The sequence below is a fragment of the Bradyrhizobium sp. RT6a genome (assembly GCF_040547675.1).
GTDB lineage: Bacteria > Pseudomonadota > Alphaproteobacteria > Rhizobiales > Xanthobacteraceae > Bradyrhizobium.
Genome location: NZ_JBEPQC010000002.1, coordinates 1,473,059 through 1,488,144 on the forward strand (window position 1 = coordinate 1,473,059; position 15,086 = coordinate 1,488,144).

The window sequence follows — 15,086 nt, forward strand, 5'->3', positions numbered from 1 at the left end:
GTGCGCCGATGAGCCATCAAGGCCGATTTTGCACCGCCCGGTTCTGATCCCTCAGCCGACGTTCGTATTTTTCAGCCAAGGCCAGCAATCGCTTCTTGATATGGGGGTCGGCCTGTTCGGCCAGCTCGCGGATCAGCGCGAGGTGCTCGCGCAGAAACGTCTCGTCCGCCATCTCCGCTCCGAATCATTATTCGTCGCGGATACTGCCGTTTTGAGTCGGAGGGCTTCGTATCGTTTGATACGTCGGCCGCGAGACCGTCTTCACCGCCGCAGAGCGGATGCCGCGTCTACCGCCGGAAGAACGACGACAGCGTCGATCCCGCCGACGCCGTCTCCGGCTTCGGCTGTGCGGCCGGCTGCGCCGCAGGAGCAGGCGCGGGCTCCTCGCGCTTCGATGAGCGTTTTGAGGAATAGCCGCGGCGATGCTTGTCGGGCTTCGCGGCGGGCGCGGGCGCCGGGACGGTCTCGGCTTGCGGTACCGAGTCCTGGTTCTTGTCGGAGTTCTTCTCCTGAACCCTGTCTTGCGTCTTCTCTTGTCCCTTTTCCTGCCCGCCGCGCATTGACAGCCGCTGGCCGTCGAACACGGTGGTCTCGCAGTGGCGGTCGTTCTCGGCGAGGCCGGCGCAGAGTTTTGCTGCAGCCGCTGCATTGATCAGCGGGCCGGCACCGAGGCGGAGCTGCATGCCGAGGCCGGTGTTGCCTTCCTTGATCATGATGATCGGCCGCAACGCTGCGATCTCAGGATTGGATTTGGTGACCCCGCGCCACAATGCGCGCAGGCCTTCGAGCGAGTTGGCGCCACCGAGATCAATCGCAAAGCGCGTCTGCTGGACCGCGATCGCGGGAGCCTCGCTTTCGGCGGCCTCCGGCGGCTTGGCTGGTGCAGCGGCGACTTCGATGGGCGCGGGCGCCGGATCGGGCTTCTTCTCGGCAGCTTTCTCAGTGGTCTCGGGCTGAACCAGTTTCGGGGCGGCCGGATCGGGCGGCGCCATGATCGATTTGGATGGGACCAGCGGAAGCATCGGCAGTGCCGAATTCGTTGCCGGCAACTGCGCGACCAGCGAGGCCGCGGCCGCGCTTTGTGGCGGCGGGCTCGATGGCTCCTTTGCAGCCTCTGCGCGCGGCTTGTCGTTGGCCAAAGCCGGTGTCGAGGCGACCGGCCCGATGCCGGGCGCCGGCGGCCCGATCAAAGCCGGCGCGTCCTGAGGTTTCGCAACGGATGCCTGCGGCGGCGTTGTCGTCTGCTTGGCGATGGCGCCGGTGACGGAATCCAGCCCTTGCTCTAGCACGGTGACGCGCGAATAGAGCCGGTCGCGATCGGTGTTCAGCGTCTCGATGGCGGAGGCGAGGCGTCGGGCCTCGTTCTGGCTCTCTTTGGTCAGCATCTGGAGCCGGTCGGCCTGGCGCGCGAGATCGGCGGACGCAACCTGGTCGCGCCGCCAGCCGAGCTGGGCCTGGTTGGCGAACACGGCAATCACCACGGCGCCGACGGCCGCCACGCCCCATGAGCCCAGCCGCCACATCATGCCGCGATCGAACGAACTCTCCTCGGCCACGAGGCCGGAGAACAGCCCGCCGGTCTCCTTGTCGCCGAAGGCATCCGCCAGTGGGTCGGAATCCTTTGCCATGAACGTTAAGTGCCCAACCCCTGTCCGGCTTCCCCGAATCAATCAGGGAACATTAACAGGAAAAGCGTGTCGCACTTGAACTCCGGGCGTTTGCGGGGGTAGCAAGGCGATAGCTGATGAGGGCGGCCCGTCGCCCGCTGGCGCCGATCGATTCGGCCGATTGACAGGATTTCGATGACCGCCCGTTCCAGCCTCACGATCGTGCTCGCCGCCGGCGAAGGCACGCGTATGCGCTCACACCTGCCGAAAGTGCTGCATCCGGTCGCGCACCAGAGCCTGCTCGCCCACGTGCTTGCCGCGGCGCCCAGGGGAACCGGCACCTCGCTCGCGGTCGTGATCGGACCCGACCATCAGGCGGTGGCGGACGAAGCAAAGCGCATCCGCCCCGACGCGCTCACCTTCGTGCAACAGGACCGGCTCGGCACCGCGCATGCGGTGCTGGCGGCGCGTGATGCCATTGCGGGGGGCGTGGATGATCTGCTGATTGCGTTCGGCGACACGCCGCTGATCTCGGCCGAGACCTTTGCGCGGCTGCGCGCGCCGCTCGCCAACGGCGCCGCAATCGCCGCGCTCGGCTTCCGCGCCGCCGATCCCACCGGCTATGGCCGCTTCATCGTCGAGGGCGACCGCCTGGTCGCGATCCGCGAGCAGGCCGATGCCAGCGCAGAGGAGCGCAGGATCGACCTGTGTAATGCCGGGGTCATGGCGATCGACGGCCGCCGCGCGCTCGCGATCCTCGACAAGATCGGCAATGCGAATTCCAAGGGCGAATATTATCTGACCGACGCGGTCGGCATTGTCAGCGAACAGGGATGGGATGCCGTGGTGATCGAAACCAGCGAGGACGAAGTGCGCGGCATCAACACCAAGGCGCAACTCGCCGAGGCCGAAAGCGTGATGCAGGCGCGGTTGCGCAAGGCAGCGATGGAGTCCGGCGTGACGCTGATCGCGCCCGACACCGTCTACCTCGCCGCGGATACCGTGTTCGGCAAGGACGTGACGATCGAGCCCTTCGTTGTGATCGGCCCCGGCGTTTCGATCGGCGACGGCACGGTGGTCCATTCCTTTTCGCATATCGTCGAGACGTCGCTCGGCAAGAAGGTCTCCATCGGCCCCTATGCGCGGCTGCGGCCCGGCACCTCGCTCGGCGACGGCGCGCGCATCGGCAATTTCGTGGAGACCAAGGCCGCGACGCTGGAGGCCGGCGTCAAGGTCAACCATCTCTCCTACATTGGAGACGCCACAATCGGTGCCAATTCCAACATCGGCGCCGGCACCATCACCTGCAACTACGACGGCTTCAAGAAGCACAAGACGATCATCGGGCAGGGCGCGTTCGTCGGCACCAACTCCTCGCTGGTCGCGCCGGTGACGATCGGCAACGGCGCCTATATCGGCTCGGGCTCGGTGATCACGCGCGACGTGCCCGACGACGCCATGGCGCTGGAGCGCAGCCCGCAGACCATCCGCGACGGTGGTGCGGCGCGCTATCGCGAGATGAAGACGCGAGGGAATAAGCCGGCGAAATGAGCGGCGCTATTCGTCGTCGGCGAATTCCGAGAAGATCGCGCGCGTCAGGCGCCAGCCGCGCGGCTTGGCACGTTTCGCCGGCTCGCCGGCGACGTGCTTGATGAAGACGGGCTTGCTTTCCTTGCCGCGCTGGGGCGGCGGCCAGTGCGCAAGGTGCGTGCCGGTGGTCTCGCTGGCGCGCACAGACATCGATGACAGACTTTTGCGGTCGGATGAGCCTTTCATGGCCTCTCTCCTTGATACGCGAGGGTTGGCCAAATTTGTTGACAACAAGTTAACGCGCGCGGTTTAGGGTGCTGTCTCAATCAGCAATAATTATTGAGTATCTGGTTCCTTAGGAACTTCGCTAAAAACCGAGCGCGTCGTTTAGGCGATTTTTCGACGATTTGGGGGATAGTGATCCGCATGTGCGGGATTGTCGGCATTCTCGGGCGCGAGCCGGTTGCAGAGCAATTGGTGGATTCGCTCAAACGTCTTGAATATCGCGGCTATGATTCCGCGGGCGTCGCCACGCTCGAGGGCAAGCATCTCGAGCGCCGACGCGCCGAGGGCAAGCTGAAGAATCTGGAGAAGCGGCTCGAAGCCGAGCCGCTCAAGGGCACGACCGGAATCGGTCACACCCGCTGGGCCACCCACGGCAAGCCGACCGTGAACAATGCGCACCCGCACGCGACCGAGCGTGTCGCCGTGGTTCACAACGGCATCATCGAGAATTTCCGCGAGCTGCGCGAGGAGCTCGAGAAGAAAGGCACGGTGTTCCACACCCAGACCGACACCGAGATCGTGCTGCATCTCGTCGACGATCTGCTCACGCGCGGCAACAAGCCGGTGGAAGCGGTGAAATTGGCGCTGGCGCGGCTGCGCGGCGCGTTCGCGCTCGGCTTCATCTTCGCCGGCGAGGACGATTTGATGATCGGCGCCCGCAACGGTCCGCCGCTCGCGATCGGCTATGGTGACGGCGAGATGTATCTCGGCTCCGACGCCATTGCGCTCGGGCCGTTCACCGACACGATCAGCTATCTCGAGGACGGCGACTGGGTCGTGCTGACCCACACGAGCGCTGCGATCTTCGACAAGGACGGCCACGCCGTCCAGCGCGAGAAGACCAAGCACGCCGCCTCGACCTCGCTGGTCGACAAGGCCAATTACCGCCACTTCATGGCCAAGGAGATCCACGAGCAGCCGGAAGTGGTCGGCCACACGCTGGCACGCTATGTCGACATGGCGACCGAGCGGGTCTCGCTGCCGGTCAAGCTGCCGTTCGACTTCAAGAATATCCAGCGCATCAACATCACGGCCTGCGGCACCGCGAGCTACGCCGGGTTCGTCGCAAAATACTGGTTCGAGCGTTTCGCGCGCGTGCCGGTCGAGGTTGATGTCGCCTCCGAATTCCGATACCGCGAGGCGCCCTTGCGCAAGGGCGACCTCGCCATCTTCATCTCGCAGTCGGGCGAGACCGCCGATACCTTGGCCGCGCTGCGCTACGCCAAGGCCGAAGGCGTGCACACCGTGGCCGTCGTCAACGTGCCGACCTCGACGATCGCGCGCGAAAGCGAGACCGTGCTGCAAACGTTGGCCGGCCCCGAGATCGGCGTCGCCTCGACCAAGGCCTTCACCTGCCAGCTCATGGTGCTGGCAAATCTTGCGATCGCCGCCGGCAAGGCCCGCGGCGAACTCTCCGACGAGGACGAGACCAAGCTCGTTCACGGGCTCGTCGAGATCCCGCGTTTGATGTCGGATGCGCTCACCACCGAGGTCCAGATCGAGAAGCTCGCCCGCGAGATCGCCAAATCGCGTGACGTGCTCTATCTCGGCCGCGGCACCAGCTTCCCGCTCGCGCTCGAAGGCGCGTTGAAGCTGAAGGAGATCTCCTACATCCACGCCGAGGGCTATGCCGCCGGCGAGCTCAAGCACGGGCCGATCGCGCTGATCGACGAGACCATGCCGGTCGTCGTTATCGCGCCCTACGACCGTGTGTTCGAGAAGACCGTCTCCAACATGCAGGAGGTCGCCGCTCGCGGCGGCAAGATCATCCTGATGACCGATGCCAAAGGCGCGGCGGAGGCGACCGTCGAGTCTCTCGTCACCATCGTCATGCCTGATATGGCGGCAGCGTTCACGCCGATGGTCTATGCCGTCCCCGTTCAGCTGCTCGCCTATCATACGGCGGTGATCATGGGGACCGATGTCGACCAGCCGCGCAATCTCGCGAAATCCGTGACGGTGGAATAGGCAGAAGGGCCGGGCCGGAACGCTTCGTGGTCTTCCAAAACCTGCTAGAAGACCCTAGCTTGGACGAAGCGACCGACCTGGAACCCGAATGAACCCCCGTGACGACGCGTCTGCGCCTCTTGATCCCCTGCCGGAGCCGCATACCGGCCTGATGGGCCGCTTCCGCAATTATTTTCTCACCGGTCTCGTGGTGACGGGACCGGTCGCGATCACCTTTTATCTGGTCTGGTGGTTCGTCACCTGGGTTGATGGCGTGGTGCGGCCGTTCGTGCCGCTGGCCTACCGACCCGAAACCTACATGCCGTACGTCATCCCCGGATGGGGACTGATCGTCGCATTCTTCACGCTGACTCTGGTCGGCTTCCTCGCGGCCAATCTCATCGGCCGAACGCTGGTCGATGTCGGCGAGACCTTCCTCGGCCGGATCCCGGCGGTGCGCGCCATCTACCGTGGCCTGAAGCAGGTGTTCGAGACGCTGTTCTCGGGCAAGGGCTCGAGCTTCCGCAAAGTCGGCCTGGTCGAGTTTCCCTCGCCGGGCATGTGGTCGATCGTGCTGATCTCGCAATCGCCGAACGAGGATGTCTCCCGCAGCCTGCCGGGTCAGGAGGAGCACGTCTCGGTGTTCCTGCCGTGCTCGCCGAACCCGACGACCGGCTTCTTCTTCTACGTGCCGAAGAGCAAGATCGTCGAGGTCGACATGAGCACCGAGGACGCCGCGACGTTGATCATGTCGGCCGGCGTGGTGCAGCCGGGCTCGGCGCCCGATTCGAAGAAGGCAGCGGCGCTGGCGGGCATGGCGAATGCCGCGCGTATTGCCAACGCCTCGGCGCTCCAGCCTCAGCCTGCGAAGGTGGAGTAGGGCCATTCCTCTGCGGGATGGCCGCCGATCACGCGGGCGTCCCGTCCTCTGCTAGTCTCCGGTTGAACCGAGCGCATTGCTCGGAATTCGATCTGGAGTGCACGATGTCCAAAACCATTGCGATCCTCGCGCCCGGTGCCATGGGCAGTGCGGTGGCCCAACGTCTCGGCGAGCACGGTGCGCGGGTGCTGACGTCGTTGAATGGGCGGAGCGAGGCAACGCGCAAACGCGCGGCGGATGCCGGCATGATCGGCGCCGAGGACGACGCGATCGCGGACGCCGACATCATCCTCTCGATCGTGCCGCCGGGCGAAGCCGTGGCGCTCGCCGAGCGGCTGGCCGCGCTGATCGTCCGGCGCGAGAAGAAGCCGGTCGTGGTCGATTGCAACGCCGTCAACGTCGATACCGTGATGAGGATCGAGGAGATCATCGGCTCGACACAGGCGCCGTTCGTCGATGCCGGCATCATCGGGTTCCCGCCCCAGCCCGGCAGCAAGAGCCCGGCCTTCTACATGTCCGGCGAGCACGCCAAGGACGTCGCCGTGCTGAAGGACCTCGGGCTCGACGTGCGGATCGTCGAAGGGCCGGTCGGCGCCGCGTCCGCGCTAAAAATGTCCTACGCCGGTATCGTCAAGGGCCTCGCCGGCATCGGCTCGGCGATGGTGGTCGCGGCAACGAAAGCGGGCGCGGCCGATGCGCTGCGCGACGAACTCGCACTCAGCCAGCCCGCGGTTCTGGCCCGGCTCGAAGTCGCGCTGCCGGACATGATCCCGAAAGCCTATCGCTGGGTGGCGGAGATGCGGGAGATTTCCGGCTTCCTCGGCCCCGATCATCCGGCCAGCCAAGTTTACGAAGGCTTCGCGCGCTGGTTCGAGCATCTCGCCGAGGACGCGAAAGGCGAGGCGGCGGATACCGACCTGATGAAGGCATTCGCCGCGCGTATCGCGCAGAAGAAATCCTGATCGTCCGGTCTCACGTCACGGCCGTCGATCATGTGCCGTGCACCGAATCCAGAAAACCCTGGATGTCCCGATCGCGTCTCAAGCGCACGACCGGGACGTCAGCACCGTACTGCACACGCTCGGCCTCGATCACAGGCGCGCGCTCGGTGTCGTAGCGCCACGCCTCGCGCATCAATTTCCAGTCGAACTGTTCGGGACACCCCTCCGGGAGGTCAGGCCGGGTCTTGTCGCGATCGAGGGCGGAGCGCAGGAGAATGCGCCACTGGCAGAGCCAGCGCGGGCGGTCGATGACGACCAGCGTATCGGCACGCGCGAGTGTGAGATCGAATGCGAGTCCCGAGAAGCTGCCGTCGACAACCCATTCGTCGCCCGCGATCGCATCGGTGACACGCGCCCGGAAGCTCGGTTTGTCGGATGGCTTCCATCCCGGCCGCCAGTAGAGCACGTCGAGATGCACCACGGGCAGCCCGAGCATTCGCCCGAGATTCCGGGAGAGGCTCGTCTTTCCGCTACCCTGACAGCCTACGACGATGATCCGGCGCATGATGGGAAGATTTCACAAAGCCAGCCGCGACGAAAGGGGGAGTCTTAAGAGCCGGGCTTATCCGCATCGTCATTGCGAGCGAAGCGCAGCAATCCAGAGTCCCTCGGCGGAAAGATTCTGGATTGCTTCCGCCTTCGCTAAAGCTTCGGCGGACAAGTCGCTGCGCTCGCAATGACGGGGAGGAGACGGCGCGTGGCCCATCTGTTATTGTTTCTGCGGAGCCAATTCCTCCGCAACGGGAGTTCGAATGAGAGTACTTGTGATCGGCGCGGGAGCGCTTGGAGGCTATTACGGATCGCGCCTGGTCCGAGCCGGCGGCGACGTGACCTTTCTGGTGCGGGCCGGGCGTGCGGAGCAATTGCGGCGGAATGGATTGCAGGTCGTGAGCCCGCACGGCGACTTTGCTGTACAGCCGAAGGTCATCCTGGCCAACGATCTCAAGGAAACGTTCGACGTCGTGCTCGTCGGCGTGAAATCCTACTCGCTCGACGATGCGATGGCTCAGTTTGCCCCGGCGGTTGGCGCCAACACGATGATTTTGCCGATCCTCAACGGGCTGAAACATGTCGATGCCCTGACTGCGCGGTTCGGCACGAGCTGCGTCCTCGGCGGGCTCGCGAACGTCAGTGCCGGGCTCGATGCGGATGGCCGTGTCGTTCAGTTCATGGCCAATCAGACCATTGTTTTCGGCGAGATCGGGGGTTCGTTGAGCGAGCGTGTGCTCGCCCTGGAGACGCTGCTGCATGTGCCCGGTATCGACGTGCGCGCCAGCGAAGCGATCATGCAGGACATGTGGGAGAAATTCGTCCAGCTCAGCACGCTCGCCGGCATCACCTGCCTGATGCGTGCAAGCATCGGAGACATTCTGGCTGTGCCGAACGGCGAGCAATCCATCTTCCGGCTGTTCGCCGAATGCTGCGCCGTCGCGACGGCCTCGGGTTTTGAGCCACGAGCGCCTTTCATCGAGTTCGACCGGAAGCTGTTCACGACTCCAGACTCTCCGCTCAAGGCCTCGATGCTGCGTGATATCGAGCGCGGGTCGATCACCGAGGCCGAGCACATCCTCGGCGATATGGCCAACCGCGCCCGTACGCTCGGCATCGACACGCCCCTGCTGGATCTCGCCCGGGCGCATGTGGCGGCCTATGAGGTCGGGCGACAGAGAGCGGCCAGCTAGCCCGCCCCGATCAGCGGGATCGCTTCATCCCGCTCATACAAATACAGCAGGCATCGCAGCGCCTCGCCGCGCTCGCCCTTGAGCTTCGGATCGTCCTTCAGGATGCGCAGCGCCTCGTCGCGGGCCTGGGTGATGAGCTGGCCGTGCACCTCCGAGCGGGCGATGCGGTAGCCGGGCAGGCCGCTCTGGCGCACGCCGAGCACATCGCCTTCGCCGCGCAGCTTCAGGTCTTCCTCGGCGATCCGAAAACCGTCGGTGGTCTCGCGGATCACCTTCAGCCGCGCCTTCGACATCTCGCCGAGCGGCTCGGAGTAGAGCAGCAGACAGGTCGAGGCCTCCGAGCCGCGCCCGATGCGGCCGCGCAATTGATGAAGCTGGGCGAGGCCAAAGCGTTCGGCGTTCTCGATCACCATGATGGTCGCCGCCGGCACGTCGACACCGACCTCGACCACGGTGGTCGCGACCAGCAGGCCGATCTCGTGGGCGGCGAACTGGCCCATGACGCGGTCCTTCTCGGTGCCCTTCATCTGGCCGTGGACGAGGCCGACGCGGTCGCCGAAGCGCTTTTGCAGGCTTTCGAAGCGCTTGGTCGCATTGGTCAGGTGCTCGGTGCCCTCGGCCTCGGATTCCTCGACCAGCGGGCAGATCCAGTAGACCAGCTTGCCGGATTCGAGCGCGCGGCCGATGCTGTCGGTGACCTCGCCGAGACGGCTCATCGAGATGGTGCGGGTTTCGATCGGCTGGCGGCCGGCGGGCTTCTCCCTGAGCTCGCTGATGTCCATGTCGCCGAAATAGGTCAGCACCAGCGTGCGCGGGATCGGCGTTGCGCTCAGCACCAGCACGTCGACCGCCTCGCCCTTTGACGTCAGCGCCAGCCGCTCGCGCACGCCAAAACGATGCTGCTCGTCGACGACGGCGAGGGCGAGGTCGCTGAAGATCACGTCGTCCTGGATCAGCGCATGGGTGCCGACGAGCAGATCGATCTCGCCGGCTTCGAGGTGTGCCAGCAGTTCCCGCCGCTCCTTGCCCTTTTCGCGGCCGGTGAGGATCGCGACCCGCATGCCCGCGCGCTCCGCGAGCGGCGCGATGGTCTTGATGTGCTGACGGGCCAAGATTTCGGTCGGCGCCATCAGGGCGGCCTGCTTGCCGACCTCGGTGACGGCAGCGGCGGCGAGCAGCGCGACCACGGTCTTGCCGGAGCCGACGTCGCCCTGGAGCAGACGCAACATGCGCACCGGCTGTTGCAGGTCATTGGCAATGGCGGCCGCAGCATTGCGCTGGGAGATCGTGAGCGCGTAGGGCAGGGCGTCGATGATCTTGTTGCGGAGGTGCCCGTCGCCGGCGTTGCGCACACCGGCCGGGCGACGCAATTGGGCGCGGATCAAGGCAAGGGCCAGCTGTCCGGCGAGCAACTCGTCGAAGGCGAGCCGCGACCAGAACGGCTGGTCGGGCAGAATGTCGGTGAGCTCGACCGGCTGGTGCACCCGGGTGAGCGCCTCGGTGATCGGCGGGAAATTGCAGCGGCGCAGCACCTCCGGGCTGATCCATTCCGGCAGCGCCGGCAGCTTTTGCAGCGCCTGCGCGACCGCGCGGCGCAGCGAGCCGAGTGCAAGGCCTTCGGTCAGGGGATAGACCGGATCGATGCCGGAGAGTTTTGAAATCGCCTCCTCGTCCAGCACCCGGTCGGGATGCACGATCTGTGGGATGCCGTCGTACATCTGGAGCGTGCCGGAGACGAAGCGCTTCTCGCCAATCGGCAGCAGCTTCTCGACATAGCCGGGCTTGGCGCGGAAGAACGTCAGCACGACGTCGCCGGTATCGTCGCTGGCGTAAACCAGATACGGCGCGCGCGCATTGCGTGGCGGGGGCGGGCGGTGGCGGTCGACGGTGACCTCCAGCGTCACCATGGTTCCCTGCGCGGCGTCGCGGATCTTCGGCCGGGCGCGGCGGTCGATGACCTGGCTCGGCAGATGCAGCAACAGATCGACCAGCCGCGGCGTCTCATTGCGGCTGAGCAGATATTGCAGCAGCTTGTCCTGCTTCGGACCGACGCCGGACAGGCTGGTCACGGGGGCAAACAGCGGATTGAGCAGGCTGGGGCGCATCAGGCGAACCTAGGATCGTTTTCGCTGGTCATGCCCGGCTTTATGCCCGGCATCCACGTGTTTTTTCGTGTCCCTGCGGCGGCAGCGGGCCATGACAAATCGAGGGCTGACAGGACCCGCCCGAGTGGCTATATCACCCCGGCCCGGCACGTCCGGGCTTTTGGCGTTTGACTGGAATTGAGACATGACGGGAACGACACGATCGAGCAACGGGCTGGACGACCGCCGCAAGCGGCTCCTGTTCCGCTGCTGGCACCGCGGCACGCGCGAGATGGACCTGATCCTCGGCCGCTTCGCGGATGCCGAGATCGGCAATCTGTCCGATGACGAACTGACGCAGCTCGAGACCCTGCTCGAAGAGGCCGATCCCGACCTCTATGCCGCCATCACCGGCGACAAGGTGCTTCCCGCCGAAGTCATCGGCCCGCTGTTTGCGCGCATCAAGGCGTTTCCGATCGCGGACCGCGACGTATGAAGCAGGGGATGAAATCGCCGGCCGAGCTGCTCACGCCCGGCCGCGCGCTGACGCTTGCCAATGTCGCCGAGGGCGCCGAGGGCCTCGTCGTTTCCGATCTCGCGCGCGCCATCGCGGCGCGGCCGAAGAAGCCGGCTGTCAGCCTCGCGGTGATCTGCCGCGACGGGCCGCGGATGCAGCAGCTCGAACGTGCGCTGCAATTCTTCGCGCCCGATTTGCCCGTGCTGACTTTCCCCGCCTGGGACTGCCAGCCCTATGACCGCGTCTCGCCGCATGGTGGCGTTCTCGCCCAGCGCCTGACGACGCTGGCACGCCTGGCGTCACTGACCGGCAGCGACAAGCCCCTGATCGTGCTGACCACGGTGAACGCGGTCGTCCAGCGCGTGCCGGCGCGCGAGCTCGTCGCGGCGCAGGCGCTGTCGGTCGCGCCGGGCAACGTCGTGCCGATGGACACCATCGTGGCCTGGCTCGAACACAACGGCTACAACCGCTCCTCGACCGTGCGCGAGCCCGGCGAATACGCCGTGCGCGGCGGCATTCTGGACCTGTTTCCGGCCGGCCTCGACCAGCCCGTCCGCTTCGACTTCTTCGGCGACAGCCTGGAATCGATCCGCACCTTCGATGCCGAGACCCAGCGCACGCTGCTCGACATGCGCGCGCTCGATCTCGTGCCGATCTCCGAATTCCAGCTCGTCACCGACACTATCCGTCGCTTTCGCATGGGCTATGTCGCCGAGTTCGGCGCGCCCGAGCGCGACGACGCGCTCTATGAGGCCGTCAGCGAGGGCCGCCGCCATCCTGGCATGGAACATTGGCTGCCGCTGTTCCAGGACCGGATGGACACGCTGTTCGACTATCTGCAAGGGGCAGCCGTCGCGATCGAGCCGCAGGCCGAGGATGCCATCCGCGAGCGCTTCAAGCAGATCCTCGATTATTACCAGGCCCGCCGCGATGCGATGGAGCATCCGGGCGGCGGCGCCATCTACAAGCCGCTGCCGCCTGACAGGCTCTATTTGACCGAGGAGGAGTGGGGCAAGCGCGAGAGCGGGATCCCGCTGGTGCGGCTGACGCAGTTTTCGGTGCCTGCAGATGGTACCAGCGTGGTCGATGCCGGCGCACGCAAGGGCCGCGACTTCGCGCCGGAGCGCAACGATAGCAAGGTCAACGTCTTCGAAGCCGTCGTCGCACATGTGCATGTGCTGCTGACAAGCCGCAAGAAGGTGGTCATCGCGCTCTGGACGGAGGGCTCGCGCGACCGCATGACCTCGATGCTGCGCGATCACAAGCTCACCCCAGTGACCAGCGTCAACAGCTGGCGCACGGTGCAGGCCACCCCGCGCAACGAGACCATGCTGGCCGTGCTCGGCCTGGAAAGCGGTTTCGAGACCGACGAGATCGCTGTCATCAGCGAGCAGGACATCCTTGGCGATCGCCTGGTCCGGCCGCGCAAGGCGAACCGCAAGCTCGACAATTTCATCTCGGAGGTGACGAGCCTCGCCGCCGGCGACATCGTGGTCCACGTCGATCACGGTATCGGCCGCTTCATCGGCCTGCAGACGCTCGACGTCGCCGGCGCGCCCCATGACTGCCTCGAGCTGCATTATGCCGCCGAGACAAAACTGTTCCTGCCGGTCGAGAACATCGAGCTGCTGTCGCGCTATGGCTCCGACCAGACCTCGGTCGAACTCGATCGTCTCGGCGGCTCGGGTTGGCAGACGCGCAAGGCCAAGCTCAAGAACCGCATCCGCGAGATCGCGGGCGAGCTGATCAAGATCGCCGCCGAGCGCCACCTGCACGAGGCGCCGAAGCTGCCGGTGCAGCCGGGCCTCTACGACGAGTTCTGCGCGCGCTTCCCCTATGACGAGACCGAGGATCAGCTTGGCGCGATCGAGTCCACGCTGAAGGACCTCGAGCTCGGCCGTCCCATGGACCGGCTGATTTGCGGCGACGTCGGCTTCGGCAAGACCGAGGTGGCCTTGCGCGCCGCCTTCGCCGTGGCGCTCGAAGGCAAGCAGGTCGCGGTCGTGGTGCCGACCACGCTGCTCGCCCGTCAGCATCACAAGACGTTCACCGACCGTTTCAAGGGGTTCCCGGTCCAGGTCGCGCAGGCCTCCCGCCTGGTCCCGGCCAAGCAGCTCAATCTGGTCAAGAAAGGGCTCACCGACGGCTCGGTCGACATCGTCGTCGGCACCCATGCGCTGCTCAGCAAGTCGATCAAGTTCAGGGATCTCGGCCTGCTGATCGTCGACGAGGAGCAGCATTTCGGTGTCACCCACAAGGAGCGGCTGAAGCAGCTCCGCGCCGAGGTGCACGTGCTGACGCTGTCGGCGACGCCGATCCCGCGCACGCTCCAGCTGGCGCTCACTGGCGTGCGCGAGCTCTCGATCATCGCATCGCCGCCGGTCGACCGCCTCGCGGTCCGCACCTTCGTCGCCCCGCACGACCCCTTGATGATCCGCGAGGCACTGCTGCGCGAGCGCTATCGCGGCGGCCAAGCGTTCTACGTGGTGCCGCGCATCGACGACCTCGCCGAGGTCAAGGACTTCCTCGACAAGAACGTGCCGGAGATGAAGGTCGCGGTCGCGCACGGGCAAATGCCGCCCGCCGTGATCGAGGACATCATGACCGCGTTCTACGACGGCAAGTTCGACATTCTGCTGTCGACCACGATCGTGGAATCCGGCCTCGACATCCCCAATGCCAACACGCTGATCGTGCATCGCGCGGACATGTTCGGCCTCGCCCAGCTCTATCAGCTCCGCGGCCGCGTCGGCCGTTCCAAGCTGCGGGCCTATGCGCTGTTCACGCTGCCGGCGCAGCAGAAGATCACGGTGCAGGCCGAGCGCCGGCTCACCGTGCTGCAATCGCTGGAGACGCTGGGCGCGGGCTTCCAGCTCGCCTCGCACGACCTCGATATCCGCGGCGCCGGCAACATCCTGGGCGAGCAGCAGTCCGGCCATATCAAGGAGGTCGGCTTCGAACTCTACCAGTCGATGCTGGAGGAGGCGATCGTCAACCTCAAGGCCGGCGTGTCGGAGCCCGCCGCCGATCGCTGGTCGCCGACCATCACCATCGGCATGCCCGTGCTCATTCCGGAGGACTATGTCGGCGATCTCTCGGTGCGGCTGTCACTCTACCGCCGGCTCGCCGACCTCGACAGCGAGGAGGAGATCGAGAATTTTGGCGCCGAGATGCGCGATCGTTTCGGCGTGCTGCCGGACGAGGTGCGCTATTTGTTCAAGGTCGCCGCGATCAAGGCGTTCTGCCGTCAGGCCAATGTCGGCAAGATCGATGCCGGCCCGAAGGGCGCCGTCATCGCCTTCCGCGACAATTCGTTTGCCCATCCCGATCGCCTGGTGAGCTTCATCCGCAGCCACGGCCAGGCCGCGAAGGTGCGGCCGGACATGAAGGTGGTGTTCCTGCAGGATTGGGAAACGCCGGAAGAGCGTCTCGCCGGCACCACCGAGATCATGCGCCAGCTGGCGCAGCTCGCGCAAAGCAAGAAGGCGGCGTGAGGCTTCAGGTCTCACCACGTTATTGCGAGCGCAGCGAAGCAATCCAGAGTCCCTCCGCG

12 protein-coding genes are annotated in these 15,086 nt (G+C 65.7%); 7 read left to right on the plus strand and 5 right to left on the minus strand.

Annotated features, from left to right (window positions below):
• Positions 1-16: 16 nt before the first annotated feature.
• Both ABIC03_RS17065 and ABIC03_RS17070 read right to left on the minus strand, forming a co-directional pair.
• Complete coding sequence (locus tag ABIC03_RS17065; RefSeq protein ID WP_354059341.1) at positions 17-172, minus strand: hypothetical protein; 156 nt, start codon at positions 170-172, stop codon at positions 17-19.
• A gap of 115 nt (positions 173-287) precedes the next feature.
• Positions 288-1,628: a hypothetical protein gene (locus ABIC03_RS17070; RefSeq protein ID WP_354059343.1), complete on the minus strand. Its 1,341-nt coding sequence runs from the start codon at positions 1,626-1,628 to the stop codon at positions 288-290.
• A gap of 174 nt (positions 1,629-1,802) precedes the next feature.
• Here ABIC03_RS17070 and glmU point away from each other — a divergent pair, with 174 nt between their 5' ends.
• Entirely contained in the window at positions 1,803-3,158 is a 1,356-nt protein-coding gene (gene glmU, locus ABIC03_RS17075) for a bifunctional UDP-N-acetylglucosamine diphosphorylase/glucosamine-1-phosphate N-acetyltransferase GlmU (protein WP_354059345.1), read from the plus strand.
• A gap of 6 nt (positions 3,159-3,164) precedes the next feature.
• Here glmU and ABIC03_RS17080 read toward each other — a convergent pair whose 3' ends face one another.
• A complete protein-coding gene (locus ABIC03_RS17080; RefSeq protein WP_106944786.1) occupies positions 3,165-3,383 on the minus strand; it encodes a hypothetical protein in 219 nt (72 codons plus the stop codon).
• A gap of 180 nt (positions 3,384-3,563) precedes the next feature.
• Between ABIC03_RS17080 and glmS the strand changes: the two genes are divergently transcribed.
• The 3 genes from glmS (at position 3,564) to ABIC03_RS17095 (ending at position 7,211) form a co-directional block, all read left to right on the plus strand.
• Positions 3,564-5,390 (plus strand): glutamine--fructose-6-phosphate transaminase (isomerizing), encoded by a 1,827-nt coding sequence (gene glmS / locus ABIC03_RS17085; RefSeq protein WP_354059347.1) that lies wholly within the window; start codon positions 3,564-3,566, stop codon positions 5,388-5,390.
• 88 nt (positions 5,391-5,478) lie between these two features.
• Positions 5,479-6,249: a DUF502 domain-containing protein gene (locus tag ABIC03_RS17090; RefSeq protein WP_354059349.1), complete on the plus strand. Its 771-nt coding sequence runs from the start codon at positions 5,479-5,481 to the stop codon at positions 6,247-6,249.
• 104 nt (positions 6,250-6,353) lie between these two features.
• A complete protein-coding gene (locus ABIC03_RS17095; RefSeq protein ID WP_354059351.1) occupies positions 6,354-7,211 on the plus strand; it encodes an NAD(P)-dependent oxidoreductase in 858 nt (285 codons plus the stop codon).
• A 28-nt stretch (positions 7,212-7,239) separates the two neighbouring features.
• Here ABIC03_RS17095 and ABIC03_RS17100 read toward each other — a convergent pair whose 3' ends face one another.
• Positions 7,240-7,755 carry a P-loop NTPase family protein gene (locus ABIC03_RS17100; RefSeq protein ID WP_275171127.1) on the minus strand — a complete coding sequence of 172 codons (516 nt, stop codon included), beginning with the start codon at positions 7,753-7,755 and terminating at the stop codon, positions 7,240-7,242.
• A 247-nt stretch (positions 7,756-8,002) separates the two neighbouring features.
• On the opposite strand from ABIC03_RS17100, the gene panE reads away from it, so the two are divergent.
• Entirely contained in the window at positions 8,003-8,932 is a 930-nt protein-coding gene (panE, locus tag ABIC03_RS17105; RefSeq protein WP_354059353.1) for a 2-dehydropantoate 2-reductase, read from the plus strand.
• On the opposite strand, the gene recG is transcribed toward panE, so the two are convergent.
• The gene (gene recG, locus ABIC03_RS17110) at positions 8,929-11,037 is read right to left on the minus strand and encodes an ATP-dependent DNA helicase RecG (RefSeq protein WP_354059355.1); all 2,109 of its coding nucleotides are present in this window, start codon (positions 11,035-11,037) and stop codon (positions 8,929-8,931) included. The genes panE and recG overlap by 4 nt on opposite strands.
• A 184-nt stretch (positions 11,038-11,221) precedes the next feature.
• On the opposite strand from recG, the gene ABIC03_RS17115 reads away from it, so the two are divergent.
• Together ABIC03_RS17115 and mfd are read left to right on the plus strand one after the other, a co-directional pair.
• On the plus strand, positions 11,222-11,512 hold the full coding sequence (locus ABIC03_RS17115) for an FAD assembly factor SdhE (RefSeq protein ID WP_275171124.1): 291 nt from the start codon (positions 11,222-11,224) through the stop codon (positions 11,510-11,512).
• Complete coding sequence (gene mfd, locus ABIC03_RS17120; protein WP_354059357.1) at positions 11,509-15,027, plus strand: transcription-repair coupling factor; 3,519 nt, start codon at positions 11,509-11,511, stop codon at positions 15,025-15,027. Before ABIC03_RS17115 ends, mfd begins: the two co-directional genes overlap by 4 nt.
• Positions 15,028-15,086: the final 59 nt, after the last annotated feature.